Below are 26,804 nucleotides of genomic sequence, written 5' to 3'. Positions count from 1 at the left end.
CAGCAAAGGGTTCATGTCATGCACTTACTTCCCGGAGTCCTTGCTGTTTCGATCGATCACTTCCAGCGGGCCATACAGGCTCGTCCCCTCCGAATCGCCGGACTCTACGAAACGCTTGAGCGTGGACAGCTTGTTTTCCCAAAAGCGCTCGTAATAAGCGAGCCATCGCTTCAATTCGAGTAGCGGTTCCGGTTCAAGCCGGTATCGCGTCTCTCGCCCGACTTTCCTATCCTTGACAAGACCCGCGTCGGCCAGAATGCGAAGATGCTTCGAAACGGCTGTCCGGCTTATCGGAAAGTGTCCGCTGATGACGGTGACAGGCATTTCCTGGTCGACAAGCAATTTCAGCAGCTTGCGGCGGGTAGGATCGGCGATCGCTTGAAAGACGTCGTTTTTCGCGGATGGAGCCGCCATCTTAGGCCTCTACATACTTGCGCAGCGACTGCTGAAGTCCGGCCCAGCCATTGTTCATGCGATCGCGCACCAGCGTGTGCGTTTCCCCGAATTCAGTGACTTTGTCAGCATCCCAGCCGGAATGGATCAGCGTAAACTCCGTTTTGCCGTCCAGGTCGATCAATTCGAAAGTCAGCGTCCAGTCCGCTCCCCATCGGAAGGAGAGCTTGTTCGGAGGATCGATTTCCGTTACTTTGCAGGGTGACTTGCCGAACGGACCCGCCTCCAAGTGAAACTCAAAGCCGGCTACAGGCTGAAAATCATTCGGCATGAACCAGGCCGCAATACCTTCGGATGTAGCAACGGCGTCCCACACCTTGCGAATCGGGGCGTTCAGCACCAGCGTCTGGCGAATGTCGGGCAGTGATTGTGAACGGTCGTTTTCCATGAGAATTCCTCCAATACCGGAATGGGTTGTTTGTTCGCTTGTGCTCTTATCGATAAGAAACCATTTGGTTTCGTTATGTATTATATGACACCTTTAGGTTGCATGTCAAATGATGGGATGCAGTGAGGGGAGGCACCAATCATTTAATCGTAATTAATACTATTTACAAAGGGGGCGAAATCAGATAGAATGTATTTTGACAGTAATAATTACGAATAAATCCAGGGTTGGAGTTTATTTTATGCTCATTATACGTAAATATTACGTATAATTAACTAACTGTTTTACTTGTGTAGTCCAAATAAAGGAGAGTGTGTCCCATGCAAGAAGCGCATATCGTCTCAAAGGAAAAGCTGCTGCCGGTCACAGTGTTGAGCGGGTATTTAGGAGCGGGCAAAACGACCGTGTTGAACCATGTGTTGAACAATCGCCAAGGCTTGAAGGTGGCCGTCATCGTCAACGACCTCAGCGAGGTGAATATCGACGCAGAGCTGATCAAAGAGGGAGGGGGCTTATCCCGCACGGAAGAAAAGCTGGTCGAGATGTCTAACGGCTGTATATGCTGTACACTGCGGGAGGACTTGCTGCGCGAGGTAGAGCGGCTGGCGAAGGATGGCCGATTCGATTACATCCTTATTGAATCGACCGGCGTAGGCGAACCGGTTCCCGTCGCGCAAACCTTCACGTATATCGATGAAGAGCACGGCATCGATCTGTCTACCTATTGCCGCCTCGATACCATGGTCACCGTCGTTGACGCTTACCGGTTCTGGCACGATTTCTCGTCCGGCGAGACGCTGCTGAAGCGGCAGCAGGCCGTGGGCGAAGACGATACGCGTGATGTCGTAGATTTGCTCATCAGCCAGATTGAGTTTTGCGACGTGCTGCTGTTGAACAAATGCGATCTCGTCCAGGAGGACGAATTGAATGAATTGGAGCAGGTGCTGCGTAAACTTCAGCCTCGGGCATCGATTGTTCGCACGTCTCACGGGAAGGTCGAACCGAAGGAGATTTTGAATACCGGACGGTTTAATTTCGAGAAAGCCAGTACGTCGGCCGGGTGGATGCAGGAGCTGCAGAACGCCCATCATACGCCGGAGACGGAGGAGTACGGTATATCTTCTTTCGTATACGAACGGCGCAGACCCTTCCATACGGAACGTCTGACGGCATGGATGGCCGATTGGCCGGAGGAGGTTGTCCGCGCGAAGGGTATTTTGTGGCTGGCTACTCGAAACGCGGTTGCCCAAAATTTAAGCCAAGCCGGCCCCTCGATTCAAATCGGACCGGCGGGCTTGTGGGTTGCCGCCCTTCCGGCAGCGGAAAGGGAGGCGACCTTGGCCGAAGAACCCGAGCTCAAGCTGGATTGGGACCCGGTATACGGCGACCGGATCACCAAGCTTGTGCTGATCGGCATAAATATGGACAAGGCCGTACTAACCGAAGGACTCGACCGGTGCCTGCTGACCGACGCTGAGATGCAGTCAAACTGGAGCAAGTTGAAGGATGAACTGCCGAATGCCTCATCCGAACAACTCGAAATGATCCTGTCCGGCTCGGAAAAGTAGCGGTCTCCCGTTCGGCAACCGTCAAGACGCAAGGCGTGCGACTGCAATCCCCGTTGCTTCAAAGGACACGTTTCCCTTTCTTCTAGAAGGGGGAAGGTGTCCTTTTTCAGCTTCGCGAACGCTTCAAGCAAGCGTGGGAAACCTGACCGAGAAGCATGCCGGATTACCGGCAGCGGGTTTACAAAGCTTCGATTATTCGTTACGATTGGCAAAGAAAGTTCTCTGGATACGGAGGCGCGTACAAGGTTTGAAAACTCTTATCATTGCCGAAAAACCGGATATGGGTCGCAATATTGCCGCCGCGATCGATCCGAAAGCGAAGAATCACAGGTCTTATCTCGAAGGTGAACAATACATTATTACTTGGGCGATCGGCCACTTGGTCGGTTTGGCCGAACCGGATGCGTATGATGAAAAATATAAGAAGTGGAACATCCACGACTTGCCGATCATTCCCGAACAGTTTAAACTGCTGCCCAATCTCAAAACAAAGGATCAGCTCAAGGTCATCGGGGACTTGGCCAAGCGAAGCAATTTGTTGATCAACGCATGCGATGCAGGGCGGGAAGGGCAGCACATTTTCTCCCTCATCCAGCGGTATTTAAAATTGAAACACCCGGTCAAACGGTTGTGGATCTCGGATTTGACCCCTGAAACGATCAGGAAAGGCTTTGCTGAATTGAAAGAAGGGGTGGAGTACGACAATTTAACGAAAGCGGCAAGAGCCCGCAGCGAAGCGGATTGGCTGATCGGTATGAACGGATCGCGCGCGTTCACGACCAAGCATCAGGTGCTGTTATCCGTTGGACGCGTGCAAACGCCCGTCTTGGCGCTGCTGTATGATCGCCAGAAGGAAATCGAAGCGTTCAGCTCCCATACCTTTTATGACGTAGAGGCTTATTTTCAGCAAGGGGCTGCGGAATACCGGGGTCTGTGGCAGGGGGATCGGCTAACGGACCCGGAGAAAGCCGGAGCGCTCGTCAACAAGGTAAAAGGCAAAGCGGGCACGATCCAGTCGTATGAAGTCAAGGACACGAAGGAATACCCGTTTAAGCTGTACGATTTGACCCTTCTGCAGCGGGAAGCGAATGCCAAGTTCGGATTTTCGGCCAAGAAAACGCTGGATGTGGCGCAGGCGCTTTACGAAAAACATAAGGTCATCAGCTACCCGAGAACGACATCCAATTATGTGACCGAGTCAAACATCCCGGAAATGCACAAGGCGCTTCAGCAGCTGCGCGGAACGGACTATCGTTCGTTTGTTGAAGCGGCCAATCCGCAGCTGGTGCACAAAAACAATAAAGCGGTTTGCAATCCGGCCAAAGTCGAGGATCATCACGCCATCCTGCCAACCCTCCGCACGGCGAAAGGGTTGGCGCCGGATGAGGCTAAAGTATACGATTTGATTGTAAGGCGCTTTTTAGCTCATTTTTATCCTGCTGCCGAATATAAGGTGCATACGGTGCTCACGGAAGTAGAGCGGGAAAAGTTCAAAACGACGGTGAAACAGCTGATTTCCTTGGGATGGAAAGTCCTATACGCCGATCAGAAAAAGGAAAAGACGACGGCCAAATCCCGCGGTAAATCCGAGAAGGAGGACGATGACGAGAAAGCGGCGGAAGAGGAAGTGACAACTCCGTTCAACTTGGACCGAACGCAGGGCGTACACTGCGTGAACGCCATTGCCAAGGAGAAAGAAACCCAGCCCCCCAAAGCTTATACGGAAGGCACGCTGCTGAAAGCGATGGAAAGCGCCGGGAAGCAGATTGAGGACGAGGAGCTTCGCGACGCGATGAAAGATTCCGGCCTCGGCACGCCGGCCACGCGGGCCGCGATCATTGAGCGGCTGAAGCAGGTCGGCTATGTCGTCATGCAGGGCAAGCGCATCGAAATTACGACCAAGGGCCGTATGGCCGTCGAGTTGATCCGCGGGGCCGGCGTCGAGCTGCTCACTTCGCCGGAGATGACCGGCCACTGGGAGCGGCGGCTGAACGAGATTGCGCGCGGTGCGGCTTCCGACGAGACGTTCATGCAGAACGTCAAGAAATTCACCTTGTCGATCGTCAACAAGGTGCGGGTACAGCGGCCGGCCGCGAAGCAGGCGTTCGGCACCGACGCCGAGCCGGCCAAGGGCGAGAAGCCGAAGCGCAAAAGCACGGCGCGCGGCAAGGCGGCGGGCGAAGCGGCTGTGCCGGGCGAGCCGTCGCAGGCGGGGCGCGGGAGGCGGAAGCGCAGCGAGGCGGAAGAAGGAGCAGCGCCGAAGCGTGCGCCGCGCCGGACGGCAGCGGCCCTTGAAGCGGCAGTCGCCGCCTCCTCCGCGGGCGAGGCGCCGACGGCGGTCCACCCGCAGCGGGCAACCGAGACGGTGCCCCCTACGGCTGCGGCGACTCGGGAGGCGCTGGGCGCGTGTCCGCGTCCCGGCTGCGGCGGGCATATTATTCGCGGCAAGCGGGGGTATGGCTGCAGCGCGTATAAGAGCGGCTGCAAGTTCGTGATCTGGAAGGAAGGCGTCGGGGCAGCGCTGACCGATGCCGCCGTTGCGCGCTTGCTGAAGCAGGGGCGAACGGATACGATGCAGGTATTGGGCGGAAACGGCGTTGCCGTTGAAGGCCGCATCGTGCTTCGCGACCCGAGCACCGGGGAGTTAAGCGTAGAGCGTTAATATTCTGGTTGAAAAGAGGGGAAAAATGATGAAAGAAATTCCGATTCCGTTCATTCGTACGAATCAAATCGGCATTGTCGTTTTCGTAGTGCTGGCAATCGTCTTGCAGCAGCCCGCACTGATTGCGGCGTTATGGGCGGTGCAATTGATTACGTTATGGCGGGGCATCCGGGTCAATGTGTTCGTGCAGCTGGCATCGCCCTTTTTGAAGCATCGCATCCAGGGAGCGCAAACCGAGGCGGCGGAGCTCAGCCGGTTTAACAACTCCATCGCGGTGACGCTGCTGACCGTGTCCATGATTGCGTTCTGGCTGGATCCTTCCGGCTGGAGTGGATATGTGGCGGCTGCACTTGTAGCCGTGGCCGCTTTCGTCGCGATTTGCGGCTTTTGCGTAGGATGCTTCCTGTATTATCAATTTAAACGGTTGCGGCGGCGTTAACAGCATCATACGAATGACATGAAGGATTAATATAATAGGTAAATGTAAAGCCATTCCATCAAGACGCCCATTCGGCGGCTGGAGGAATGGCTTTTGATTATTTGCTTTGAATAGCGCTAACTGCTTATCTAAAAATGATTTCTTGTGCGGGAACTATTCATATTGACGTCTACAAATTCGGCAGTTTTCAAGCTGCATGAAAAATTCTAGCAGTCGTGAAGTCATGTATCCACTCAAAGTCAAAAATTTTATTGGTGTACACCAGGCAGATTTCTTTTGGGATAGCCCAGCCCCTGTAGCGCCCGTAGCACCTGTGGCACCAGCAGCGCCCGTAGTACCTGCTGCTCCTGCGGGGCCTGTTGCACCAGCAGCCCCCGTAGCATCAGCGGCTCCAGTAGCCCTCGTATACCTTGAGGACCTTGTGCTCCTTGTTGCCCTTGTGGTCCTCGTGGACCTTGTGCACCAACAAATTTATTGATGCTGCCGCTTTTCGCCGCTTAGTTCGGCAGGACGTAGAAATAAACGGAAATGAAGTGGCTGACGCTGCCGAGCAGGACGAAGGTATGCCAGATGGCGTGATGATAAGGAATCTTCCTCCACAAATAAAACACGGTGCCGAACGTGTACAGGATCCCTCCGATGACAAGCCACATGACGCCGGGCTCGGGCAGCTGCTGTACCAGCGGCCGGAAGGCGAGAATAATCATCCATCCCATGGCGATGTAGAATATTGTCGACAGCACGTTGAATCGTTTAACGAAAAACAGCTTGAAGATGATGCCGGCGAGCGCCAGTCCCCAGACGACGCCGAACAAGCTCCATCCTAGCGGGCTGCGAATCGTCACCAGCAGGAAAGGGGTGTACGTGCCTGCGATCAGGACATAGATGGCGGCATGGTCCATAATCTCGAAGAGGTTGATCCAGCGTTCCTTGCGGGCGCTGTGCAGCAGGGTGGAGCACACGTAAAGCAGGATTAGGGACACGCCGAAAATGGCGAAGCTGACGATGTGCCAGGGCGTACCGTACAGCGAAGAACGGACGACCAGCAGGACGAGAGCGGCCACGCTGAGCACGGCTCCGATGCCGTGGCTGATAGCGTTGGCGCGTTCTTGTTTAAGAGCGGCGGCATTCACGGGCATTCACTCCTTCGGGCATGGATGGGATTTATTTTAATTGTAACCCTTCATGAGATAAATGACCAATGATCAATCGGGAAATGCGGGGATCGACACACGGGTGCCGTCCGGCGTCGTGTTGGCCGGCTGATCGCGGAGCAGCCAGCGGTCGGGCGTATCGCGCACACCGATGACTTCAAGCTCGAACGCCTCCGGCGGAAAGCCGTCCGACCACAGCTCGACGAGCTGTCCGTCCACAGCCTCCACATGGATCGGCGCCAGCTCGCCGCCAAAGCCGCCGTTCGTCGTACGTATGCGGAATGCTCCGCCTGCGGCGGAAGCCGGATCGATCCGCTTGCTGAACGTCAACCGTACCCGGCGCGCGTCGCCTAAGCGTGCCGCCGACAAGGGCAGCGGGGGCTCCGCATACATCGGCAGCCCGATCGAGTGCTCGTAAGCGGTCCAGAAGCGGTAGCCCTGCGCTTGCGCCTCGGTTCCGAACCGCTTCAGCCAGGCCCGGCTCCGGCGCATCCCGCGCAGCGATCCGATGTCCGTCTGTACGCCAAGCGGCAGGGAAGGAAAAGCGAGACGAATCGGCTCTGCGAAGGGACGGTATCTGCGGATGTAATCCGCCGGCAGACGGGCCCGCATCCAGTCCGGCCAATGCGTCTGCAGCACGTGCGCGTCGGGCCGGACGCGCCGGATCATCGCGACCGCGTCGATCCCCTGCGCTTCACGGACGTCCCCGACCGGGTCGCGGCCCGCATCGACGGCGAGCGACCAGGTGGCGATGCGAATCCGCGGATTCGCATCGCGCACGCCGCCCTGGCCGTTGATAACCTCGTGCAGAAAGTCGTTCACTGCGCGCACGCGCAAGTCGATCCAGAGCAAGTAACGGGCGCGGTCTTTCTTATAGTACAGGGGGGAGGTGCGAAGACGGAATTCCGGCATCGCCCCGCCGCTGAACTGGCGGAAAGCCGCCTGCGCCAACGGGCCGACGTCCCCGTAGACCCCGGTGCCCAGCCCGTTCCATTCGGGAAAATACGCTTCTGCGATTTCCAGGCCGGTGAACGGATGCTCGCGGACAACTTGGGCTAACGCGGATTTTTTCCAGGCGGTATATCCCGCGCTGAACGGGGAGAGCAGGACGTACCCGTCGTTCACCGGCTTCAACAGCTCCATCTGCCAGCTTCGCCACGCCGGCGGAAGATGCCCGGTTCCATATGCGCCGTTGCCCAGCGCCATCGCCCAAACCTCCATGCCGCGCTCGCGCAGGGCACGGACCAGGCGTCCGTTGATCTTCGTTTCATCGGTAACAAAATAACGTACGCTGCGGTAGCCGGCTTGCTCAAGCTCGGCGGCGACGCTCGCTTCCGAGCGATCCACGTAATAGGCGAACGTGGGGTCGATTTGAATGGTGGCTTGACAGAGCGGGTTCGCGTCCTTCACCAAAACAGCCCTTCTTTCCATGCGGTTGCGGTGGACCGGTTTTATTAGCATGTATTCCAAAGCGCGCTCAAATAGAAGCAGATACCGCTTGATTATAATCGTAAATATTCCGTTTAATTGACATTCCGTTCCGTGCGGCGTACAATTTGAAGAAAAACGGAAGTGAACTTCATGAAGCATACACATACGATTCCTGTCCATATATTAAGCGGTTTTCTCGGCAGCGGCAAGACGACGCTGCTGACGCGCGCACTCGATTACTATCAATTAAACGGCCGTAAACCGGCTGTGCTTATGAACGAGCTCGGCGAGGTGAACCTCGACGGCATGCAGGTGAGCGCAGAGGTACCGATGACGGAAATGCTAGGCGGCTGCATTTGCTGTACGATTCGCGGCGATCTCGGACTCGAGCTGAAGCAGTTGATCGATGAACACCAGCCCGATGTCGTGTTCGTGGAATCGACGGGCGCGGCGAATCCGATGGAAATGCTCGACGGTGTGACCGACGCCTCGCTGCTGACGCGGGCGGAGCTTGCCTCCGTTGTGACCGTGGTCGATGCGGCGCTGTTCGCCGAAAAGTCGGAATCGCCGAAATCGCGGACATACCGGCTGATGGCTGACCAAATTCGATGCGCCACCCTCATTTTGTTCAATAAAACCGATCTTGTTCCCCCGAGCGAGTGGCTTCGCCTGGAAGCGCTGATCCGCGAGCTGAATCCGACGGCTCCGATCGTGCGAACCGTACGCAGCGAGATCGACTTCACGCTGTTCGATCGGCTGGAAGGAGGCGTTGTTCGGCACCATCGCGATAACGCCCTGGGCTGCACCTGCGCCGAGGGGCATTCGCATCACGAGCATCCTGATGATCACGGTTGCGCAGTACACCATGCGGAGCATAGCGGGCACAGCGAGGACGCTGCGAAGGCGGCGCATCATTCGCATGACCACGTCATGGCGTATACGCACTTTTTCACCCGGGCCATCGACAGCGAGCGGTTCGAAGCGTTGGTTGGAAGGCTGCCGGACAACATTTTTCGAGCCAAGGGCATTTTGCGGTTTACCGATACGGCAAGTCCGTTTATGTTCCAGTATGCGTACCGGCAAATGGATTTTATGAAAATTGCGCCGAAGGAAAACGTGCCAAGCGTCGCCGTCTTTATCGGGGAGCACTTCGACCGGTCCGTCCTGGAAACCGAGTTGACGGCGCTTGAGCGCTCGGAGTCTTGACTCTTCCTTGGCTAATACGGCATTATGAGATAAGATATCCGGCAACGCCAATCGTTCGGGAGCGTTACCGGTAGAGAAAGATGAGGTCGCTATGGAAAATCACGAGCATGTGCATAAGCACGAAGTTCAAGAGACAATTCAGGATATTGTCAGAGCGATGTCGGCCAAAGGCTGGCGGATCACCGACCAGCGCAAAAAATTGGCGGCTTTGTTCGCCGAATCGCCAGGCTATTTGTCACCGAAGGACGTCTACGAATATATGCGGGCGTCGTACCCGGGAGTCAGCTTCGATACGGTATACCGCAACCTCCGTTTGTTAAGCGAAATGGGCGTATTGGAGCAAATTTATTTGAACGAAGGATTGAAATTTCGCGCCCGCTGCCGATCGCACCATCATCATCATCTGATCTGTATGCAGTGCGAAAAGACGGTTCCCTTTGAATTTTGCCCGATGAAGCATATGTCCAATTTTCCGCAAGACTTTCAAGTCGTGAATCATCGGTTCGACATTCTCGGGTACTGCAGCGATTGCAGCGAGGCGGCCAAATCCGGCGGCACGACCGATTCGCTCGTCCCCGAGGCGTAACTTTATAAGCCCTGTCTTCCCAGCGGATAACCGTGACGGAAGGCGGGGCTTTTGCACGTAAAAAAAGGAAGAAAAAATAAAAAACAATTGACAGGACGAAAAGACGGATGCTAATATACTTCCATAACATAGTAAGTTTATCGGAATTATTTGTTTGTTACCGGACCACCGGAACGCTGATTACGATGCTTGGGGATTGGCCAATTACCCTTGCCCGATAAACTCACGACGTACTCATAAGAGAAACTTATACAAGGGGAGAGTAACTGTTATGACAACCGTATATCAACAAGCGTTCCGTTCCTTCGGCAAGTGGTCCTTGTTCGGCGCTTTAACCTTATCATTAGTCAGTCTTACCGCTTGCGGCGGAGGATCGGGCAAGACAGCCGACACGGGGGGCGCCGCTCCGGCAGAAGGTTCGAAGCCGGCCGCATCGGCCAAACCGGCGGTTGAGCTGCTGAACGTCTCCTATGATCCGACTCGCGAGCTGTATGTCAGCTATAACAAAGCTTTCTCCGCTTATTGGAAAAATAAAACCGGTCAAGACGTGACGATTAAACAGTCGCACGGCGGATCCGGCAAGCAGGGCCGTTCGGTTATCGACGGTTTGGAAGCCGACGTCACGACCCTTGCGCTCGCTTACGATATCGATGCGATTCAAAATGCCGGCTTAATCAACGAGGGCTGGCAAAGCAAACTGAAGGATAACAGTACGCCGTACACCTCGACCATCGTGTTCCTGGTGAAGAAAGGAAATCCGAAAGGGATTAAAGATTGGGACGATCTGGTGAAGCCGGGCGTTCAAGTCATAACGCCGAATCCGAAGACGTCGGGGGGCGCACGCTGGAACTATATAGCCGCATGGGGCTACGCTTACCAAAAGAACAACAAGGACGAGGCGAAAGCGCAAGAATTCGTGCAGAAGCTGTTCAAGAACGTACCGGTGCTTGACTCCGGGGCACGCGATTCAACCAACACGTTCGTGCAAAAAGGGATCGGCGACGTCCTGATCGCCTGGGAGAACGAAGCGTACTTGTCGATCAATGAGTTCGGTAAAGACAAATTCGAAATCGTGACACCTTCGATCAGCGTATTGGCGGAGCCGCCGGTTGCCGTCGTCGATAAAGTCGTCGACAAGAAGGGCACCCGCGAAGTCGCTCAGGCTTACCTCGAATATTTGTATTCGGAAGAAGGCCAAGAGATCGCCGCTAAAAACTATTACCGACCGCGTCTGGAGTCGGTCGCGAAGAAATACGAGAACCAATTCGCCAAAGTCAGCCTGTTTACCATTAACGACGAGCCGTTCGGCGGTTGGACGAAAACCCAAACGACACACTTTAACGACGGCGGCGTGTTCGACAAAATTTACAAACCGTAACGGGGAGAGAACGACGGTATGCGAAAAGCTTGGAAAGAGCGCAGTATTTTACCCGGGTTTGGGATTTCGATGGGTTTTACTGTATTGTACTTAAGCCTTATTGTTCTGTTCCCGCTGTCCGCTATTTTTATTAAAACGTCCGGTATGGGCTGGTCGGACTTCTGGGGAACGATTGCGGACGAACGTGTCATCGCGTCTTTAAAAATCAGCTTCGGCACGTCGCTCGCGGCGGCAGCGATTAATTCCATCTTTGGTTTTATCGTCGCTTGGGTGCTCGTCCGGTACACGTTCCCGGGCAAGAAGATCGTCGACGCGCTCGTCGACCTGCCCTTCGCACTGCCGACGGCGGTGGCGGGGATCGCCTTGACGACGATTTATTCCCAGAACGGCTGGATCGGCAAGCTGATCGAACCGCATGGCATCAAGATCGTGTTTACACCGCTCGGGATCACGCTCGCTTTAACGTTCATCGGCATCCCGTTCGTCGTCCGGACGCTGCAGCCGGTCATTGAAGAACTGGAGAAGGATGTAGAGGAAGCCGCGGTCAGCTTGGGTGCCGGCCGCTGGCGGACGTTTCGCAGCATTATTTTCCCGGCGTTGTTCCCGGCGCTGCTTACCGGATTTACGCTGGCCTTCGCACGCGGGGTCGGCGAGTACGGCTCGGTCGTGTTTATCGCCGGCAACATGCCGATGAAGACGGAAATCGCTCCGCTGCTCATCATGACGAAGCTGGAACAATACAATTACGCGGGGGCGACGGCCATTGCGCTGGTCATGCTCTTGATCTCCTTCGTCACCTTGTTCGTCATCAACCTGATCCAGTGGCGGGCTAACCGCCGCTTCACGACCGTCTAGGTCGAGAGAGGGAGGACCGCCATGGCCGGCTATGTCACGACAACTGCCAAGGCCGGGGCCAAGACCGCAGATCGGCCCCGCCATATTACCGAATCGCGTTTCGTCAAATTTATCCTGATCGGAATCGCGCTGCTGTTCATCGGACTGCTGCTGATCTTGCCGCTTATCAGCGTGTTTGCGGAGGCGTTCCGCAAAGGCTGGGAAGTGTATGCCGCAGCTTTAACCGAGCCCGACGCCGCCGCGGCGATCCGGTTGACCTTAAGCGTCGCTGCCATCGCCGTCCCGCTGAATCTTGTGTTCGGCGTCGCCGCCGCGTGGGCGATTACGAAGTTTCGTTTTAAAGGGAAAAACCTGCTTATCACGCTGATCGACCTACCGTTCGCCGTATCTCCGGTCATCGCCGGCCTGATCTTCGTGCTGCTGTTCGGCGCCAAAGGCTGGTTCGGGCCGCTCCTGCAGCAGTACGATATCAAAATATTGTTTGCGCTGCCCGGCATGGTGCTTGCGACGATCTTCGTTACGTTCCCGTTCGTCGCCCGGGAGCTGCTGCCGTTGATGCAGGCCCAGGGTACGCAAGAGGAAGAGGCGGCCGTGACGCTCGGCGCCAAGGGCTGGCGCATCTTCTGGAAAGTCACGATACCGAATATCAAGTGGGGCCTGTTGTATGGGGTTATTTTGTGCAACGCCCGTGCGATGGGTGAATTCGGCGCCGTCTCCGTAGTCTCGGGTCATATCCGGGGCCAGACGAATACGATGCCGCTGCACATTCAAATTTTGTATAATGAATATAATTTTGCCGGCTCGTTTGCCATCGCGTCGCTGCTTGTCCTGTTGGCTGTCGTGACGCTTGTCGTCAAGTCTGTCATCGAATGGAAGCATGCCAAAGAGCAAAGCCGGGAAGGGGAATAAGGCCTATGCATATCGTTGCCAAACACTTGACCAAAAGCTTTGGCAGCTTCCAAGCGACCAAAGATGTAAGCTTCGAGGTTGAGAAAGGGAAACTGATCGGGCTGCTCGGACCGAGCGGCGGCGGAAAAACGACGATTCTGCGCATGCTGGCAGGACTCGAGGAGCCGGATTCCGGCGATATCCTTATTCACGGCAAACGCGTGAACAATGAACCGCCGCAAAGCCGCGGCATCGGTTTCGTCTTTCAGAACTATGCGTTATTCCGGCATATGAGCGTGTTCGACAATATTGCGTTCGGCTTAACGGTTCAAAAACGGACGAAAGCGCAAATTAAAGAGAGAGTTCAACAATTGATCGAACTCACGGGATTGAAAGGGTTAGAGAAAAGGCTGCCGCATCAGCTTTCCGGCGGTCAGCGGCAGCGGGTCGCATTCGCTCGCGCCATTGCGCCGGAACCGCAAGTGCTGCTGCTCGACGAGCCGTTCGCCGCGATTGATGCGAAGGTTCGCAAAGAGCTGCGGACCTGGCTGAAAGAGATGATCGACCGCGTGGGCATCACAACGATCTTCGTCACGCACGATCAGGAGGAAGCCGTCGAGGTCGCCGACCAGATCATGATCATTCATCAGGGGAGATTAGAGCAGCAGGGATCGCCGATCGACATCTATAAGCACCCGCAGACACCATTCGTAGCAGGTTTTATCGGGGAATCGAATCCGCTGGACGACATCTCGAACTTAAAGGGATTCGATCCGGATGTCTTATCCCGGTCGAAAGCGATCATTCGGCCGGAATTTATCGAGGTCGGATTGCCCGGCGAAGTTTCTTATCCGTCGGCGGCCGAGCGAGGCATCGTTCGAAACGTATTTTTCAGAGGCATACATTGGCAGGTGGAAGTGGAGGTCGAAGGCGATCGGCTGTTCGCTTACCGTTCTCTGGAGCTTCCCGAGCTGAAGCCTGGCACTGATGTACACGTGTTGATTCACCGCTTGTATTTGTTTAACGAGGAGAGGCATCTTATTCTCGAGAACGGATTGAAGAACGATCCGATGCCGGTTCACATTTAATTGTAAAAGAGGGATCCTGCCATGGAACATCACATCACCATTCAAAGCGGAAACATTGAGCTAGCGGCAACTTTACATTATCCGGTTTTCACGGAGAACGAGACGCCGGACCGTTCCGCGACAGCGCGCACGCCCATCGTCATCATCGCCCACGGATTTGTAGGCACGCGTATCGGCGTGGATCGGTTGTTCGTTATGTCGGCCCGGGAGTTCGCCCGTCACGGCTACATGGTGCTGCGCTTCGACTTCGGAGGCTGCGGCGAAAGCACCGGCGATTACGGTGCCGGGGGCCTCGACGCGATGATCGACCAGACGCGCAGCGTGATCGATTATGCGCTCGCTATCGACTGCGTCGACCCGCAGCGGGTCGTGCTGCTCGGCCACAGCTTAGGCGGCGCCGTAGCCTTATTGACAGCCGCGAAGGACAAACGTGTGAAGACGCTGGTGATGTGGTCGTCCGTGGCTTATCCCTTCAACGATATTGTCGGCATTACCGGCAAGAAAGTGTACGAGCAAGCGGTGCAGTTCGGCTCTTCCGACTATTTGGGCTACGCGCTGCAACCGGTGTTTTTCGAAAGCTTGACCCGGCATCAGCCGTTCGAGCAGCTCCGGAAATTTAACGGAGACGTGCTGCTCGTACATGGAACGGCCGATGAAGTGATCCCGGTCGATTACTGCTTCTTGTATCAGAAGCTGTTTTGGCTGCGGAGTCAAGGGCAGTGCGACAAGGAAGTTATTTTTCAGGCCGATCATACGTATTCCGGCGGACAAGCGAAAGAACAGTTGATTCAGAAGACGCGGGATTGGCTCCTGTACATCGATAAACGGAAGAACGAATGGAATGATTGGACGATTTAAGAACAGCGGGAAGCGGATTAATCGTCTGCTTTTCATACATTAAAAGCCGAGTTAACGCATAGGGTTAAATAAATTTGGTCACGGAGGGATTATGATGGCGAAGCCGCTTGATGTGGATGATCTTTGGACAAAACGAATACTGCAAAGCGTGAATGGGTTAGAATACGGCAGCGTACAAATTGTCGTACATGACGGTAGAATCGTTCAGATTGAACGTACGGAACGTAAACGGTTTGAAGCGGCGGAACAGCAAGTGAGACGGACGACAATTGAACCGAAGCAGCAGCGAACAAATCCGTAAGGAGGGAAATTCATGCTCTCCAGAGTGGAAAATACATCACCGTCGCCTGATCTTCAAATTCCCGATTTTCAATTTGTCACGTATTGCTTCGAGCAGTACGGATTGAACCGCGGCATCTATAATACCGTGGACGAATGGTTGTACCGCTTTGGCATTCGGGATATCGTTGCCCGGCGGCAGACAATCGTCGATTTTCTGACCTCGCTGCAGGGGGAAGATCGCTCCAAAGGCGTTTATCTCAAGTTCGGCAAGGGCGGCTTGACCAAACAGTTGTCGGAGTTCGTAGTTTCTCATATCGAAAAGCGGTAATCCTCTTAGGAGGGATTGCCGCTTTTTCCCTTTTTATCAGGGCTGGAAGTGTTGCAACTTGCCGGTAGAGCACCTCGTTTCCTGGTTCATAGGCTGCTAGATTTACTTAAATGGATCGTGGTATAACGGAATTATGCAGCCGCAATCATGCAAAGTTATTGTAAAAAAACATCTCGTATAATATAATGTTGAAGTTATCTTGAAAGGAGAATTGACCAATGCCTAAAAACAAAGTGTCCTTTATTATTTTGGTATGTTTCCTGCTCATACTTTCCGCTTGCGGTACGAAACCTGCAGCCACGACAACTACCGGAGGGGACAAGCCTGCCGAAGTCCAAAAAGAAACAAAGCTGGATCAAATCAAGAAAGCCGGCAAAATCGTCGTCGGTACGAGCGCAGACTATCCGCCATATGAATTTCATAAAGAAATTGACAAAAAAGACCAGATCGTTGGCTTTGATATTGAAATCGCTAAAGCGATTGCCAAGGAATTAGGGGTCACTTTGGAGCTGAAAGATATGAAATTCGATGGCTTGCTCGCGGCGCTTGAAGCCGGCAATATCGATTTCGTCATCTCCGGCATGACGCCGACCGAAGAACGCAAACAAGCCGTCGATTTTACGAAAGTGTATTATACGGCGATTCAAACGGTCGTCGTTCGCGCGGCCGACAAGGACAAGTACAATACGATCGAAGCTTTGAAGGGCAAGAAGGTCGGCGCGCAAAAAGGCGCTACGCAAGAAGCGATCGTCAAAGAGCAAATGCCGGGTTCCGAAGTGAAGGCTATCGGTAAAATTTCCGACTTGATGCTGGAGCTCAAGAACAATAAAGTGGAAGCTCTGGTCGTCGAACAGCCCGTTGCAGCCGCATATCTGAGCAAGAACAAGGATCTTGCTTTTGCGGACATTAAGCTGACGACGGAAGACAGCGGATCGGCGATTGCCGTGAAGAAAAACAACCCAGAGCTGGTTGAAGCGATGAACAAGGCGCTGGACAAGCTGATTGCAGACAAAACGATCGATAAATTGGTCATAGAAGCGAATGAATTAGTGGAATAAGAAGGTCAGGCGGCTGTTGCCGCTGGAATGAAAACCTGATCGGAGTCCATTTCCGGCGGGTTTTTGTTCGGTTTACAACCGATATTAGAAGAGGAAGGGAGGGCGAGTCGTGGATTTTTCATTCTTACCGAAATATTATATGTTTTTTATCGACGGGGCGAAGGTCACCTTAATTTTGTCGGCCTTCACCGTAGTGCTGGGGGTTATCCTCGGCATCTTCATTGCCTTAATGCGCATATCCAAAATATGGCCGCTGAGGCTGTTCGCGACTTCGTATATCGAGTTTATTCGCGGAACGCCGATGCTCGTGCAAGTGTTCTTGTTTTATTACGGCTTGCCTAAGATCGGTATTCACTTTCCCGAGGTGCCTTACTTCGGATCGTCTTTCCCGGATATGATGGCTGCGGTTATTGCGTTGTCGATCAACAGCTCCGCTTACGTTGCCGAAACGTTTCGGGCCGGGATTCAAGCGATCGACCGCGGCCAGATGGAAGCGGCCCGCTCGCTTGGCATGTCGCATGCGATGGCCATGAGACACATTATTTTGCCGCAGGCTCTTCGTAATGTGCTGCCCGCTCTTGGCAACGAGTTCGTCATCATCATTAAAGACTCGTCCATCGTTTCCGTCATTGGAATCGGGGAATTGATGTACAGCGCAGATACGGTAAAAGGGAATACGTTCCTGCCGTTCGAGCCGTTGATTGTCGTGGCCTTCATCTATTTCATCATGACATTCACGCTGTCCAAGCTGCTCGGCATTGCCGAAAGGAGGATGAAGACCTCTGATTAAAGTAACCCAATTAAGCAAAACATTCGGTTCCAATCACGTGTTGAACGGAATCGATCTCGACATTCATAAGGGCGAGGTCGTCGTCATCATCGGTCCCAGCGGTTCGGGGAAGAGCACATTCCTGCGCTGCCTGAACCTGCTCGAGCAGCCGACCGGCGGCGATATCGAATTCGATGGTGTCTCACTGCTGCGCGGGAAGTCCAATATCAACGAGCTGCGTCAGCGTATGGGGATGGTGTTCCAGCAATTTAATCTGTTCCCGCACATGACCGTGATGGAGAATATTACGCTGGCTCCTGTGAAGCTCAAGCTGAGGACGAAGGACGAAGCGCAGCAGATCGCTCAGCAGCTGCTGAAGCGGATCGGCCTGGCAGAGAAGGCCGGCAGTTATCCGGGCAGCCTGTCCGGCGGCCAGAAGCAGCGGATTGCGATCGCCCGCGCCCTCGCTATGTCGCCCACGATGATGCTCTTCGACGAGCCGACGTCCGCACTCGATCCGGAAATGGTCGGCGAAGTGCTAGACGTCATGAAGGAGCTGGCCGCAGAGGGCATGACGATGGTCGTCGTCACGCATGAGATGGGCTTTGCCCGCGAAGTGGGTACTCGGCTCATCTTCATGGATGGCGGGAAGATCGTCGAGCAGGGAACGCCGGCCGACGTCTTTGCCGCCCCGCAGCATCCGAGAACGAAAGAATTTTTGCGCAAGGTGCTTTAGCTTGAACAACGAAGCCGCGGCTGAACCGGATGATCCGGCGCCGCGGCTTTTTATTTGAACAATACGCGCCGCTCGAACTCGCTCTTAATCGCTTGCAGCAGCGCCGGGGACGAGGCGACGTCATAAGCCGTCCGGGCGAGTACCTTCGCGCCGAGAAGCATCCCTTCGAAGGCGCGGGGCTGCATGGCGAGATCGCGAAACTCCTTCGTATGCAGCAGGTGCTGTTCGTCGACGACCTTCACATACGGATGAATGGAGGGACATTGACGGGACACGTTGCCGAGGTCAAGCGACCCGTGATCCTTGCCGTGCTGAATGTCCGCCTCCGGAATCCCCATTGCGATCAAGTTGTGCGTGAACGCTTCTGATAACGCTTCGTTCGTGATCAGCTCGTCGTACGAGTACTCGTAATTCGACCACTTCATCGTACAGCCCGTTTGTAAAGCGGCGCCTTCGGCACAGCTCAGCACCTTGCGGACGATTTCATCGGTATACGGCCGATCGGCGGAACGGACGTAAAACTGGGCGGCGGCATACGCGGGAATGATATTCGGGGCTTTCCCGCCCTCCGTAATAATGCCGTGGATGCGCGCATGGCTGCGCAGCTGCTGCCGCAGCAGACCGACCGCTTGGAACAGCAGCAGCACCGCATCCAGCGCGTTAACGCCTTCATAGGGGCTGGCCGCGGCATGGGCGGCTTTGCCGTGAAATTCAAACTGCAGCGCGTCCATCGCCAGCGACATGCCGGATTTTTCGTAAGCATAGTAGGGATGCGCCATTAATGCGGCATCGACGTCGTCGAACAAGCCGGCAGCGGCCATCGTTACTTTGGCGCCTTTTGTTTCTTCGGCCGGCGTGCCGTATACGCGGATCGTGCCCCCGGTTTGTTCGATGACGCTTTGCAAACCGACGGCCGCCGCAAGACCCATCACGGCGATCAGATGATGGCCGCACGCATGACCAAGCTCAGGCAGCGCATCGTATTCGCACAGGAAAGCGATCGTAGGCCCCGGTTTTGCCGCCTTATATGTTGCCAGGAAAGCGGTAGGCAGATCGAGTACGGGGGACTGTACTTGAAAGCCGTGCCGTTCGAGCGCTTCCTTCAAGCGCGCGGACGCTTTCCATTCCTCATGACCGAGTTCGGGATTCTCCCCGATGAAGGCAGCGATGTCAATAAATTCGGAAGCCAGTTGATCGATGCGATTTACAATGGTTTGTTTGTCCACAAGATTTACCTCCGGTTGAGCGGTATACGTCCATTATAGAGATTGACCTGTAGGTAAGCAACGAAAGCCGCCACACCGGCAGGCAAAGTAAAAAGCCCCCGGCGGCTGCCGAAGGCTAGGTATCATCTTTATTGCAGGCTATTACGCTTATCGATTAGTTGTTCATCCAACTGCTTCTTGATCTTGTGCATGGCATCGACTTCCAGACGATGGTTTTGCGGAAAACGGGTGCCGGTTAGCGAAAGCGCTTCATTAAGGGTCAGTTCGACGAGAATTTTCTTCTCCTGCGGTTGTTGTGCTTCATAAGTCATGCTGCATCGCTCCTTTATTAGGTTCGTGAATGGTGCGATCATAAGCGCGGCATAGAGGGGGACTGAACGTCGTCATTTTGCTGAAACCCTTGATATTCCACGGTTTTAATATAACACATTATGTAATGTTTTACAAGTGCGGGCGCAAAAAAGAGGCGCATTTTTTTGAATGGCCTCTTGGTTTACTGCACGCGTTCCTTCATCTTCCTTCGTTGAATGGTCAGGACCAGACGATCGATTTGTTGACTGAGCTTAACCACTTGGGGGTCTACAAAGCTGCCTCTTTGTTCAACTAGCCGATAGAGCTGAATTTGCATCCGCTCCAAGCGACGTTTCAATTCCACTTCTTCCATCTTTCCTGACCCCATCTCCCAGCGTGATAAAGTTGTCCGATCTTGAATATTATAATATAAATCATGCGTAAAGTTTGTAAATCGTTGTCGAACGGATTCATAATTTTTATGACAAAATCATACAAATTTCGAATACGAACGTTCCGAATGCGGCATATTACCAACATAATGGGAGGTGAATGCTTATGCATAACGAACGAAAACATACGAAAAACAGTCCGGACTTCAGAGAAAATAAATTTACGGAAGAGGAAACTCCCGTGGACGCGGATAAAGCCGCAAAACGGCCACCGAGTTTAAATGAAGTTCCAAAGGAAACGAACCCGCAATAAGCGGATTCGTTCCGCAAGCAAGCAGCCGGACGCTCTGCGCGTTCGGCTTCTTTGGCAAGGCCATCCCCTGGGGTTACCCTTGATCGTCCTGATTGTGACCGACGGCCAAATTGTTGATTTCTTCAGCCATGTCGGCAGGCACACGCGTTCTGAAGTATCCGATTACGGCCTCTACAGCGCTGTCCGCTTGACCCTCGGTAATGCCGGCTTGCTCACTGACCAATTTCACCAATTGATGTTTCATGCGGGTGAACCTCCTTTATAAAGTGGGATTGAACCTGTAATAGGATGTTCCGAAATGTGGTTTTTATGTGGAAAGACGTGATATAGTGGAGTAGACTACCGGATGCGCACAAAGGAGATTAAAGCTCGGATGATCATCGTACGAAATTTATCCAAAACGTTCCAGCCCGACCATCGCGTGCTGCAGCGGCTTAGCTTCCAAGCGGACGAGGGCGAATTGGTTGCCCTGCTCGGCGCCAGCGGCAGCGGGAAGACGACGTTATTTCGTTGTCTCATGCTCAAGGAGAAATGGGATGAAGGGCAATATATTTATGACGGTAAAGACATTACGTCCCTGAACGCATGGGAGAAATTCAAGCTGCAGAAGCAGTGGGCCTATCTGGAGGAGAAGCCGCAGTTCAATCCGAGGAAATCGGCGCTGAAGAACGTGCTTGGCGCGCTGTTGTTCAAAAAATCATGGTGGCGCTTTCTGACGAACTCCGTCTCGGAAGAAGATCATATGGAAGCGATGGACTATCTCGACAAGGTGGGACTGCTCGACAAAGCTCACGAGCCGATAGAGAAATTAAGCGGCGGCGAGAAACAACGCGTCGCCATCTGCAGGGCGCTGATTAAAGGCGCGAAAGTCATATTCGCGGACGAGCCGGTGTCCGGTCTCGACCCCGAAGCGGCCAGCCGCGTGATGGAGGATTTGCAGTCCATTTGCCGTAAAGAGAAGCTGCTCGTGTTCTGCAGCCTGCACCAAATCGAGCTCGCCGAGAAATTCGGCTCACGCATCTGGGGAATTTCGGGCGGGCGCTTCGTCGTCGATATCGCCGGTCGTCGTTTGACCCAGAGGGAAAAAGAACTTATATTTTAACCGATACACGTACCGAAGAAAGCCGGGGAACCCATGGGGACCCCGGCTTTCTTCACTTGAAGGCTACCGCTTGCTCGCGATATGCCTCGCAATCCAGACGCCGTGATTGCGGCCTGTCTCGATAAATACTTCGTTGGCGTTCCTGCCTGACGCGGCGACGCCGGCGATATAAATGCCCGGGCAAGTCGTCTCCATCGTCTCCGGATCGAAGAGCGGCACTTCGTCGTCGTCGCGGAAAGCGGCGCCGACGGCTCTGAGTAAGCTGCGGTCGGGATGAAACCCGGTAAGCGCCAGCACGAAATCGTTCTCGATCGTATGCTCCTGGCCGTCCTTGACGACGGTGACCGATGCTTCATCGATCCGTGTAACCCGGGAGCCGAACCACATCCGGATTCGTTCCTTGTTCACCATGCTCTCGAAGATCGGCCGCACCCACGGCTTAATGACGGGCGAGTACGTATCTCCGCGGTAGACGACGGTGACTTCCGCCCCCGCGCGGAGCAGCTCCATCGCCGCGTCGACGGCGGAATTGCTGCCGCCGATGACCGTTACCTTCGTTCCTGCATAAGGATGCGCTTCCCGGAAATAATGGCTCACCTTCGGCAGCTGCTCACCGGGAATGCCAAGCAGGTTCGGTTGGTCGAAATAGCCGGTCGCCACGATGACATGGCGCGCTTCGACGATGTTAACCCGTCCGCTTGCGTCCGCCACCGTCAGCTTGTAGGCGCCGTCCCCAGCCGTTCCGATTTCGGTCACGCGCTGATAAGGGCGTACGCGCAGCTGCCTGCGGCTTGCCACTGTCCTATAGTAAGTGAGCGCTTCCTGACGGGTAGGCTTCTCATTGGGGGTGCTGAACGGATAATCGCCGATTTCCAGCAGTTCCGGCGTGCTGAAAAATTGCATGTACGTCGGATATAAATAAATGGAATGAACAACGTTCTCCTTTTCGATCACCAGCGGGTCGATGCCGATTTTTTGCAGTTCGATGGCGGCGGATAAGCCGCAAGGGCCGGCTCCAATCACGACGGCTTCTTCCATTTAACGATCACCTCGATGCGATAGGTTCATAGTATGAAATAGCATTTCATTACCATAGTAACCGATCGGGCGAGACGATTCCAGTTTTTACGTGGTAAAAGAAGCAGGCGGTCACCCGACAGAGAAGCCTGGGTCGCGCTTCGGACGATCGAACCGGAACAGCGGCGCGTCCGGGTGGCTGCCTTCGGTGATGAGTCCTCCTATTATCCGCGCCGCTATTGTGCTGTATAGGGTACCGTTGCCGCCGTACACCAAGGCGAAGTAACAATGCGGGAAGCCGGCCTGCCTGCCGATTAACGGCAAGCCGTCGTGCGTGCCTCCGAATAACCCGGCCCACGCGTATTCGGCATCAGATCCCGATAAGGCAGGGAACAGCTTGATCGCCTCCTGCAGCAGCTCCTTTTGCTTGGCCGGCAATTTACGATCGCGTTCGTCCGGGTCCGTCGTTGTTTCGTCCAAGCCGCCAATAATGACACGGTTATCGGCGGTCGTCCGCATAAACAGGTAAGGCCGGGCCGTCTCCCAAATGATGCAGCGAGTGGGCCAGTATGCCAGTGCTTCGACAGGCTTCGTGGCAATGGCGTAAGTGCTGGACATTACGGCATTGGGATTTGGTTTGATTTCCTGCGTCTCATACCCTGTCGTGAACACGGTTTTCTTCGCTTGAATACGCCGGCCGTCGGTTGTGATAAAAATATTGTAGTCCTTACCGGCTTCATGCCGCTGGACCTGCGTCTCCTCGTAGACGCGCAGCCCGTGGCGGCGCGCGGTCTGTATCAAGGCGTGGGCATTCTTGTACGGATTGATTTCGGCGTCCCCGTTGGAGAGAATGGCACCCGGCTTCTCGAAGGGAAATCTCGCCCGGATGTTGGCGGCTTCCAAGTAGGCCACAGGAAATCCGTATCGGGAGAGCGTTTCATATTCCTGCTTCACCACCCCCGACGATCAAGCAGTCGCATTCAATATCGTGTCCGAGCTTCGGATAAGTCGGTGCGTCTAACCAGGTGAGCGGCCACAACAACCGCCCGGATATAAGGTTCATGAGGCGCTCCTAGGATTGAATTCGGTATGGAATGACACAACACTTAGTATGAGATCGGAAGCGCGTTTTTTATCCATTATTCGGCATAACCGGTACGTCCATCAGGGCATTCTATGCGACGTCCCGTCATAATCGCTAGTTTGGATTCATAGAATAGATTGCGAGGCTCGATATGGCGGGCCGCTCTGAACGAGAAGGAGAGGGAACACCGATGCATACCGCTCTGCCGAAAATGGTGCGTACGACGCGCACCGTATCTCCCGGTCTGTTAATCGCCGGATTTCTATTGGGCTTATGGCTGTCGCTGCTGCTGGCCCATCAGCTCGGCTTGCCGATTGCGACGTTCCGGAAGCCCGCGCCGGCCCCGCCCCCGCCCTATACGTACTCCCTGTATGGCGCTTCCAATGGCGTACGGCTTCATGCGCTGCGTACGAGCCCCGCTAATGTCGAACTGCGGGCAATCGCTACGAATGTAACCGATACGAACGAATACGGGATGAACGGAGGGTTCTTCTGGAACGGGGATCTGCTCAGCATCGCGGTCATCGGCGATCGTCCGCTCAAAGGCCAACCGCACGACTACGGTTCGGGATGGACCAATATCGATGTGCCGAAAGGGACGCTGGTGTGGGACGAAGCTTCGCAGCGCTTCTCGATCCAGGTGACGGATGCCGCGAACCGGCTGCAGGTCACGGACCGGAAACGGTATTGGGCGCAAGGCGGCGTCAGCATGTCGCTGAACGACGAAGCCGGGTGGCGGACGCAGGCAAGGAAAGAGAATATGCCCGTGATGGACGCTCCGCGCCTGCGGTCTGCAGCCGTCTACGACCGGCAGCAAGCGTTGTGGATGATCGTCTCGGACAAGCCGTGCACCGTCGAAGCGTTCCGCACGGCGATTCGGGAGACGATCGCACCCGGCCAACTGGTCGACGGCATCTTCCTGGACGGCGACGGTTCATCGCAAATGCGCAGCGCCGAGGTGACGCTGCGCGGAGATACGAGAGCCGTCTATCAAATGATGGCGTTGAAAAACAAAGCCACCGACCGATAAGTTACTCGGGCGGTGGTTTTGTTTGATATACTTTATTTGTAAAATATTCAGGTGAAAGTGCAACTATTTGACGGAATTTCACGTATTAACCGTTGGGTAATTCCTAAACAGCCAGGGGGGAGTTCGGATGCAGGAAGTTTATACGGGCTTGCTGGTGACGGGTATTTTGTTTGCGCTGGTGACTGTGCTGCTAGGAGATTTGCTCAGCAATGCGCTGGACGGGATGTTCGATTGGATGTCCGGCGATCTGCTGCATGTTTTTCAACCGATGGTCTTGTTTAGCGCTATTACGGTTATGGGCGGCTCAGGGCTAATGCTGATGAGGCTCACCTCTCTCGGCACGGCGTACGTGCTCGCGTTGGCGTCACTTGCGGCCGTCGGAACTTCGGTTCTGGTCTATTTATTGTATGTTAAACCGATGAACAACACCGATAATTCCGTTGCGTTCTCCATGAACGATCTGGTTGGGCGCATCGGGGAAGTATCGGTCCCGATTCCGGCGCGCGGCTGCGGGGAAGTATTGTATCGGATGGGCGGCAGCGTGACGAATCAAATCGCGGAGAGCTTTGACGGCATCGAAATCGCATCCGGGGCGCGTGTCGTCACAGTCGAAGTACGTGAAGGTTCGGTCTGGGTATCTCCGCTTGAAACCAATTTGGAATAGGGAGTGAAGGGAATGAATGTAAACGATGTATTTGTAATTCCGGGTATTGTTGTCGGTGTGATCGTCGTGCTGGGACTTGCGTTCTGGGCGCGGTATAAGACGGTTAGTCCCGATGAAGCGATGATTGTAACCGGTTCCTTCCTGGGCAGCAAAAACGTGATGGAGGACGATACCGGCCGTAGAATTAAAATCGTGCGCGGTGGCGGATCGTTCATATTACCGGTGTTCCAGCAGGCCGAGTTTTTATCCTTGCTGTCGCATAAACTCGACGTCTCGACGCCTGAAGTGTATACCGAGCAGGGCGTGCCGGTTATGGCCGACGGCGTGGCGATCATTAAGATCGGCGGCGCGGTTGAGGACGTTGCGACGGCGGCGGAGCAGTTCATGGGCAAACCGACGGAAGCATTGAAGGGCGAGGCGCAGGAAGTGCTCGAAGGGCACCTGCGGGCGATTCTCGGCTCGATGACGGTAGAGGAAGTGTACCGCAACCGGGATAAATTCGCGCAAGAGGTTCAAGGCGTCGCGGCCAAAGATTTGAAGAAAATGGGTCTGCAAATCGTCTCGTTCACCATCAAAGACTTGCGCGACAAGCACGGATATTTGGACGCGCTGGGTAAACCCCGGATCGCGGCTGTGAAGCGCGATGCCGAAATCGCGGAAGCGGAAGCCGTGCGGGATTCGCGGATTAAGAAGGCGCTTGCTGAGGAAGAAGGGCAGAAGGCGGAGCTGCTGCGCGATACGAACATTGCGGAAGCGAACAAGGAGAAGGAGCTGAAGGTCGCTTCCTTTAAGAAAGATCAAGAGATGGCGCGGGCCGAAGCGGATCAGGCGTACAACATCCAGGAGGCTCGCGCAAAGCAAAGCGTGGTCGAAGAGCAAATGCGCGTCGAGATCGTCCGCAAGGAGCGCGAGATCGACCTCGAGGCTAAAGAGATTTTACGCCGGGAGAAGCAGTATGATGCGGAAGTGAAGAAGAAAGCGGACGCCGACCGGTATGCTGTCATCCAGGCGGCGGAAGCGGAGAAGGCGAAGCAAATAACGCAAGCCGACGCGATGCAGTACCGGATCGAAGCCGAAGCGAAGGCGATGGCCGAGCAGAAGCGGCTGGAGGGGATGGCCATCGCGGATGCGGAGCGCGCCAAGGGCTCGGCGGAAGCGGAGGTTATACGGCTGCGCGGCTTGGCGGAGGCCGAGGCGAAGGAGAAATTGGCGGAGGCGTTCGAGAAGTTCGGCGAAGCCGCGATTCTCGACATCATCGTGAAGATGCTGCCGGAGCTCGCCGGCAAAATCGCGGAGCCGATGAAGTCGATCGACAAGCTGACCGTCGTCGATACGGGCGGCGGCAAAGGGGCGACGCGCGTCAGCAATTACGTGACCGAGCTGATGGCGACGGCTCCCGACATGCTGAAAAACGTCAGCGGTTTGGACGTGGAGGAACTGATCAAAAACTTCACGAAGCGATCCGTGACGCCGTCTGCGGCGCCGGCAGCCGTGGAGCCGCCTGCGGCCGAATAACGCAAGTGGTCTGTAAGCCGATACATTCCGCCGAAAGACAAGG

29 protein-coding genes are annotated in these 26,804 nt (G+C 54.9%); 19 read left to right on the top strand and 10 right to left on the bottom strand.

From position 1 onward, the window contains the following. Positions 1 to 24 precede the first annotated feature (24 nt). On the bottom strand, positions 25 to 414 hold the full coding sequence (locus JMF85_RS18065) for an ArsR/SmtB family transcription factor (RefSeq protein ID WP_201318670.1): 390 nt from the start codon (positions 412 to 414) through the stop codon (positions 25 to 27). A gap of 1 nt (position 415) precedes the next feature. Next, positions 416 to 841 carry an SRPBCC family protein gene (locus JMF85_RS18060; protein ID WP_141335814.1) on the bottom strand — a complete coding sequence of 142 codons (426 nt, stop codon included), beginning with the start codon at positions 839 to 841 and terminating at the stop codon, positions 416 to 418. A 320-nt stretch (positions 842 to 1,161) separates the two neighbouring features. Between JMF85_RS18060 and JMF85_RS18055 the strand changes: the two genes are divergently transcribed. The 3 genes from JMF85_RS18055 (at position 1,162) to JMF85_RS18045 (ending at position 5,510) form a co-directional block, all read left to right on the top strand. Further along, a complete protein-coding gene (locus JMF85_RS18055; RefSeq protein WP_201318669.1) occupies positions 1,162 to 2,409 on the top strand; it encodes a GTP-binding protein in 1,248 nt (415 codons plus the stop codon). A gap of 247 nt (positions 2,410 to 2,656) precedes the next feature. Next, positions 2,657 to 5,071: a type IA DNA topoisomerase gene (locus JMF85_RS18050; RefSeq protein ID WP_201318668.1), complete on the top strand. Its 2,415-nt coding sequence runs from the start codon at positions 2,657 to 2,659 to the stop codon at positions 5,069 to 5,071. Between the two features lie 25 nt (positions 5,072 to 5,096). Then, positions 5,097 to 5,510, top strand: coding sequence for a DUF4395 domain-containing protein (locus JMF85_RS18045; protein ID WP_230875936.1), 414 nt, complete (start codon positions 5,097 to 5,099; stop codon positions 5,508 to 5,510). A gap of 497 nt (positions 5,511 to 6,007) precedes the next feature. Here JMF85_RS18045 and trhA read toward each other — a convergent pair whose 3' ends face one another. Together trhA and JMF85_RS18035 are read right to left on the bottom strand one after the other, a co-directional pair. Further along, positions 6,008 to 6,643, bottom strand: a complete 636-nt coding sequence (gene trhA / locus JMF85_RS18040; protein ID WP_236595904.1) for a PAQR family membrane homeostasis protein TrhA — start codon at positions 6,641 to 6,643, stop codon at positions 6,008 to 6,010. 72 nt (positions 6,644 to 6,715) lie between these two features. Next, positions 6,716 to 8,074 carry an N-acyl-D-glucosamine 2-epimerase gene (locus JMF85_RS18035; protein WP_236595903.1) on the bottom strand — a complete coding sequence of 453 codons (1,359 nt, stop codon included), beginning with the start codon at positions 8,072 to 8,074 and terminating at the stop codon, positions 6,716 to 6,718. Positions 8,075 to 8,245: 171 nt separating this feature from the next. On the opposite strand from JMF85_RS18035, the gene JMF85_RS18030 reads away from it, so the two are divergent. The 12 genes from JMF85_RS18030 to JMF85_RS17975 all read left to right on the top strand — a co-directional run bounded on the left by JMF85_RS18030 (position 8,246) and on the right by JMF85_RS17975 (position 18,127). Next, complete coding sequence (locus JMF85_RS18030) at positions 8,246 to 9,301, top strand: CobW family GTP-binding protein (RefSeq protein ID WP_201318667.1); 1,056 nt, start codon at positions 8,246 to 8,248, stop codon at positions 9,299 to 9,301. A gap of 91 nt (positions 9,302 to 9,392) precedes the next feature. Further along, positions 9,393 to 9,887 (top strand): Fur family transcriptional regulator, encoded by a 495-nt coding sequence (locus JMF85_RS18025; protein WP_127605817.1) that lies wholly within the window; start codon positions 9,393 to 9,395, stop codon positions 9,885 to 9,887. Between the two features lie 271 nt (positions 9,888 to 10,158). Continuing rightward, positions 10,159 to 11,265, top strand: coding sequence for a sulfate ABC transporter substrate-binding protein (locus JMF85_RS18020; protein ID WP_201318666.1), 1,107 nt, complete (start codon positions 10,159 to 10,161; stop codon positions 11,263 to 11,265). A gap of 18 nt (positions 11,266 to 11,283) precedes the next feature. Continuing rightward, a complete protein-coding gene (gene cysT / locus JMF85_RS18015; protein WP_054795422.1) occupies positions 11,284 to 12,120 on the top strand; it encodes a sulfate ABC transporter permease subunit CysT in 837 nt (278 codons plus the stop codon). A gap of 21 nt (positions 12,121 to 12,141) precedes the next feature. Next, positions 12,142 to 13,029, top strand: coding sequence for a sulfate ABC transporter permease subunit CysW (cysW, locus tag JMF85_RS18010; protein ID WP_127605823.1), 888 nt, complete (start codon positions 12,142 to 12,144; stop codon positions 13,027 to 13,029). A 5-nt stretch (positions 13,030 to 13,034) separates the two neighbouring features. Further along, entirely contained in the window at positions 13,035 to 14,096 is a 1,062-nt protein-coding gene (locus tag JMF85_RS18005) for a sulfate/molybdate ABC transporter ATP-binding protein (RefSeq protein WP_201318665.1), read from the top strand. A 21-nt stretch (positions 14,097 to 14,117) separates the two neighbouring features. Next, positions 14,118 to 14,954 carry an alpha/beta hydrolase gene (locus JMF85_RS18000; protein WP_054795424.1) on the top strand — a complete coding sequence of 279 codons (837 nt, stop codon included), beginning with the start codon at positions 14,118 to 14,120 and terminating at the stop codon, positions 14,952 to 14,954. Between the two features lie 94 nt (positions 14,955 to 15,048). After that, positions 15,049 to 15,255 carry a YezD family protein gene (locus JMF85_RS17995; protein WP_127605827.1) on the top strand — a complete coding sequence of 69 codons (207 nt, stop codon included), beginning with the start codon at positions 15,049 to 15,051 and terminating at the stop codon, positions 15,253 to 15,255. A gap of 12 nt (positions 15,256 to 15,267) precedes the next feature. Next, positions 15,268 to 15,564: an RNA-binding protein gene (locus JMF85_RS17990; protein ID WP_127605829.1), complete on the top strand. Its 297-nt coding sequence runs from the start codon at positions 15,268 to 15,270 to the stop codon at positions 15,562 to 15,564. Positions 15,565 to 15,782: 218 nt separating this feature from the next. Beyond that, complete coding sequence (locus tag JMF85_RS17985) at positions 15,783 to 16,622, top strand: ABC transporter substrate-binding protein (RefSeq protein ID WP_155613995.1); 840 nt, start codon at positions 15,783 to 15,785, stop codon at positions 16,620 to 16,622. A 109-nt stretch (positions 16,623 to 16,731) separates the two neighbouring features. Next, positions 16,732 to 17,412, top strand: a complete 681-nt coding sequence (locus tag JMF85_RS17980) for an amino acid ABC transporter permease (RefSeq protein ID WP_127605833.1) — start codon at positions 16,732 to 16,734, stop codon at positions 17,410 to 17,412. Further along, positions 17,405 to 18,127, top strand: a complete 723-nt coding sequence (locus tag JMF85_RS17975; RefSeq protein ID WP_127605835.1) for an amino acid ABC transporter ATP-binding protein — start codon at positions 17,405 to 17,407, stop codon at positions 18,125 to 18,127. The genes JMF85_RS17980 and JMF85_RS17975 overlap by 8 nt, the downstream gene beginning before the upstream one ends. 50 nt (positions 18,128 to 18,177) lie before the next feature. Here the strand turns inward: JMF85_RS17975 and JMF85_RS17970 are convergent, their stop codons facing one another. From JMF85_RS17970 to JMF85_RS17955, 4 genes are all read right to left on the bottom strand, one after another. Continuing rightward, positions 18,178 to 19,353, bottom strand: a complete 1,176-nt coding sequence (locus tag JMF85_RS17970) for a M20 family metallopeptidase (RefSeq protein ID WP_236595902.1) — start codon at positions 19,351 to 19,353, stop codon at positions 18,178 to 18,180. Between the two features lie 128 nt (positions 19,354 to 19,481). Then, positions 19,482 to 19,664: a hypothetical protein gene (locus JMF85_RS17965; RefSeq protein ID WP_054795428.1), complete on the bottom strand. Its 183-nt coding sequence runs from the start codon at positions 19,662 to 19,664 to the stop codon at positions 19,482 to 19,484. Between the two features lie 182 nt (positions 19,665 to 19,846). Then, on the bottom strand, positions 19,847 to 20,017 hold the full coding sequence (locus JMF85_RS17960; RefSeq protein ID WP_127605837.1) for an aspartyl-phosphate phosphatase Spo0E family protein: 171 nt from the start codon (positions 20,015 to 20,017) through the stop codon (positions 19,847 to 19,849). A gap of 405 nt (positions 20,018 to 20,422) precedes the next feature. After that, positions 20,423 to 20,593 (bottom strand): hypothetical protein, encoded by a 171-nt coding sequence (locus tag JMF85_RS17955; RefSeq protein ID WP_164751739.1) that lies wholly within the window; start codon positions 20,591 to 20,593, stop codon positions 20,423 to 20,425. 129 nt (positions 20,594 to 20,722) lie between these two features. Between JMF85_RS17955 and JMF85_RS17950 the strand changes: the two genes are divergently transcribed. Beyond that, entirely contained in the window at positions 20,723 to 21,451 is a 729-nt protein-coding gene (locus JMF85_RS17950; protein ID WP_127605839.1) for a phosphonate ABC transporter ATP-binding protein, read from the top strand. Between the two features lie 63 nt (positions 21,452 to 21,514). On the opposite strand, the gene JMF85_RS17945 is transcribed toward JMF85_RS17950, so the two are convergent. Together JMF85_RS17945 and JMF85_RS17940 are read right to left on the bottom strand one after the other, a co-directional pair. Further along, a complete protein-coding gene (locus JMF85_RS17945; protein ID WP_127605841.1) occupies positions 21,515 to 22,489 on the bottom strand; it encodes a YpdA family putative bacillithiol disulfide reductase in 975 nt (324 codons plus the stop codon). A 111-nt stretch (positions 22,490 to 22,600) separates the two neighbouring features. After that, positions 22,601 to 23,422, bottom strand: coding sequence for an NAD(P)/FAD-dependent oxidoreductase (locus JMF85_RS17940; protein ID WP_236595901.1), 822 nt, complete (start codon positions 23,420 to 23,422; stop codon positions 22,601 to 22,603). A gap of 320 nt (positions 23,423 to 23,742) precedes the next feature. Here JMF85_RS17940 and JMF85_RS17935 point away from each other — a divergent pair, with 320 nt between their 5' ends. From JMF85_RS17935 to JMF85_RS17925, 3 genes are all read left to right on the top strand, one after another. After that, positions 23,743 to 24,582, top strand: a complete 840-nt coding sequence (locus tag JMF85_RS17935) for a hypothetical protein (RefSeq protein WP_236595900.1) — start codon at positions 23,743 to 23,745, stop codon at positions 24,580 to 24,582. Between the two features lie 127 nt (positions 24,583 to 24,709). After that, positions 24,710 to 25,246 carry an NfeD family membrane protein gene (locus JMF85_RS17930; protein ID WP_127605845.1) on the top strand — a complete coding sequence of 179 codons (537 nt, stop codon included), beginning with the start codon at positions 24,710 to 24,712 and terminating at the stop codon, positions 25,244 to 25,246. Between the two features lie 12 nt (positions 25,247 to 25,258). Further along, positions 25,259 to 26,761 (top strand): flotillin lipid rafts scaffold protein FloT, encoded by a 1,503-nt coding sequence (locus JMF85_RS17925; RefSeq protein WP_127605847.1) that lies wholly within the window; start codon positions 25,259 to 25,261, stop codon positions 26,759 to 26,761. Positions 26,762 to 26,804: the final 43 nt, after the last annotated feature.

Origin of the sequence: Paenibacillus sp. EPM92, assembly GCF_016586185.1 — a bacterium.
In the GTDB taxonomy this organism is placed as follows: Bacteria; Bacillota; Bacilli; order Paenibacillales; family NBRC-103111; genus Paenibacillus_G; species Paenibacillus_G validus.
This window is presented reverse-complemented; position numbering and strand designations above follow the sequence as displayed.

What these genes read in the sequence shown, in the direction of transcription:
- JMF85_RS17985 (WP_155613995.1), top strand. Translation starts at nt 15,783, where the DNA reads ATGCCTAAAAACAAAGTGTCCTTTATTATTTTGGTATGTTTCCTGCTC.
- JMF85_RS18005 (WP_201318665.1), top strand. Translation starts at nt 13,035, where the DNA reads ATGCATATCGTTGCCAAACACTTGACCAAAAGCTTTGGCAGCTTCCAA.
- cysT (WP_054795422.1), top strand. Translation starts at nt 11,284, where the DNA reads ATGCGAAAAGCTTGGAAAGAGCGCAGTATTTTACCCGGGTTTGGGATT.
- JMF85_RS17930 (WP_127605845.1), top strand. Translation starts at nt 24,710, where the DNA reads ATGCAGGAAGTTTATACGGGCTTGCTGGTGACGGGTATTTTGTTTGCG.
- JMF85_RS18030 (WP_201318667.1), top strand. Translation starts at nt 8,246, where the DNA reads ATGAAGCATACACATACGATTCCTGTCCATATATTAAGCGGTTTTCTC.
- JMF85_RS17945 (WP_127605841.1), bottom strand. Translation starts at nt 22,489, where the DNA reads ATGGAAGAAGCCGTCGTGATTGGAGCCGGCCCTTGCGGCTTATCCGCC.
- JMF85_RS18000 (WP_054795424.1), top strand. Translation starts at nt 14,118, where the DNA reads ATGGAACATCACATCACCATTCAAAGCGGAAACATTGAGCTAGCGGCA.
- JMF85_RS17925 (WP_127605847.1), top strand. Translation starts at nt 25,259, where the DNA reads ATGAATGTAAACGATGTATTTGTAATTCCGGGTATTGTTGTCGGTGTG.
- JMF85_RS18065 (WP_201318670.1), bottom strand. Translation starts at nt 414, where the DNA reads ATGGCGGCTCCATCCGCGAAAAACGACGTCTTTCAAGCGATCGCCGAT.
- JMF85_RS17965 (WP_054795428.1), bottom strand. Translation starts at nt 19,664, where the DNA reads ATGACTTATGAAGCACAACAACCGCAGGAGAAGAAAATTCTCGTCGAA.
- JMF85_RS17990 (WP_127605829.1), top strand. Translation starts at nt 15,268, where the DNA reads ATGCTCTCCAGAGTGGAAAATACATCACCGTCGCCTGATCTTCAAATT.
- JMF85_RS17960 (WP_127605837.1), bottom strand. Translation starts at nt 20,017, where the DNA reads ATGGAAGAAGTGGAATTGAAACGTCGCTTGGAGCGGATGCAAATTCAG.
- JMF85_RS18055 (WP_201318669.1), top strand. Translation starts at nt 1,162, where the DNA reads ATGCAAGAAGCGCATATCGTCTCAAAGGAAAAGCTGCTGCCGGTCACA.
- JMF85_RS17995 (WP_127605827.1), top strand. Translation starts at nt 15,049, where the DNA reads ATGGCGAAGCCGCTTGATGTGGATGATCTTTGGACAAAACGAATACTG.
- JMF85_RS18060 (WP_141335814.1), bottom strand. Translation starts at nt 841, where the DNA reads ATGGAAAACGACCGTTCACAATCACTGCCCGACATTCGCCAGACGCTG.
- JMF85_RS17950 (WP_127605839.1), top strand. Translation starts at nt 20,723, where the DNA reads ATGATCATCGTACGAAATTTATCCAAAACGTTCCAGCCCGACCATCGC.
- JMF85_RS18045 (WP_230875936.1), top strand. Translation starts at nt 5,097, where the DNA reads ATGATGAAAGAAATTCCGATTCCGTTCATTCGTACGAATCAAATCGGC.
- JMF85_RS17955 (WP_164751739.1), bottom strand. Translation starts at nt 20,593, where the DNA reads ATGAAACATCAATTGGTGAAATTGGTCAGTGAGCAAGCCGGCATTACC.
- JMF85_RS17935 (WP_236595900.1), top strand. Translation starts at nt 23,743, where the DNA reads ATGCATACCGCTCTGCCGAAAATGGTGCGTACGACGCGCACCGTATCT.
- JMF85_RS18020 (WP_201318666.1), top strand. Translation starts at nt 10,159, where the DNA reads ATGACAACCGTATATCAACAAGCGTTCCGTTCCTTCGGCAAGTGGTCC.
- JMF85_RS18025 (WP_127605817.1), top strand. Translation starts at nt 9,393, where the DNA reads ATGGAAAATCACGAGCATGTGCATAAGCACGAAGTTCAAGAGACAATT.
- cysW (WP_127605823.1), top strand. Translation starts at nt 12,142, where the DNA reads ATGGCCGGCTATGTCACGACAACTGCCAAGGCCGGGGCCAAGACCGCA.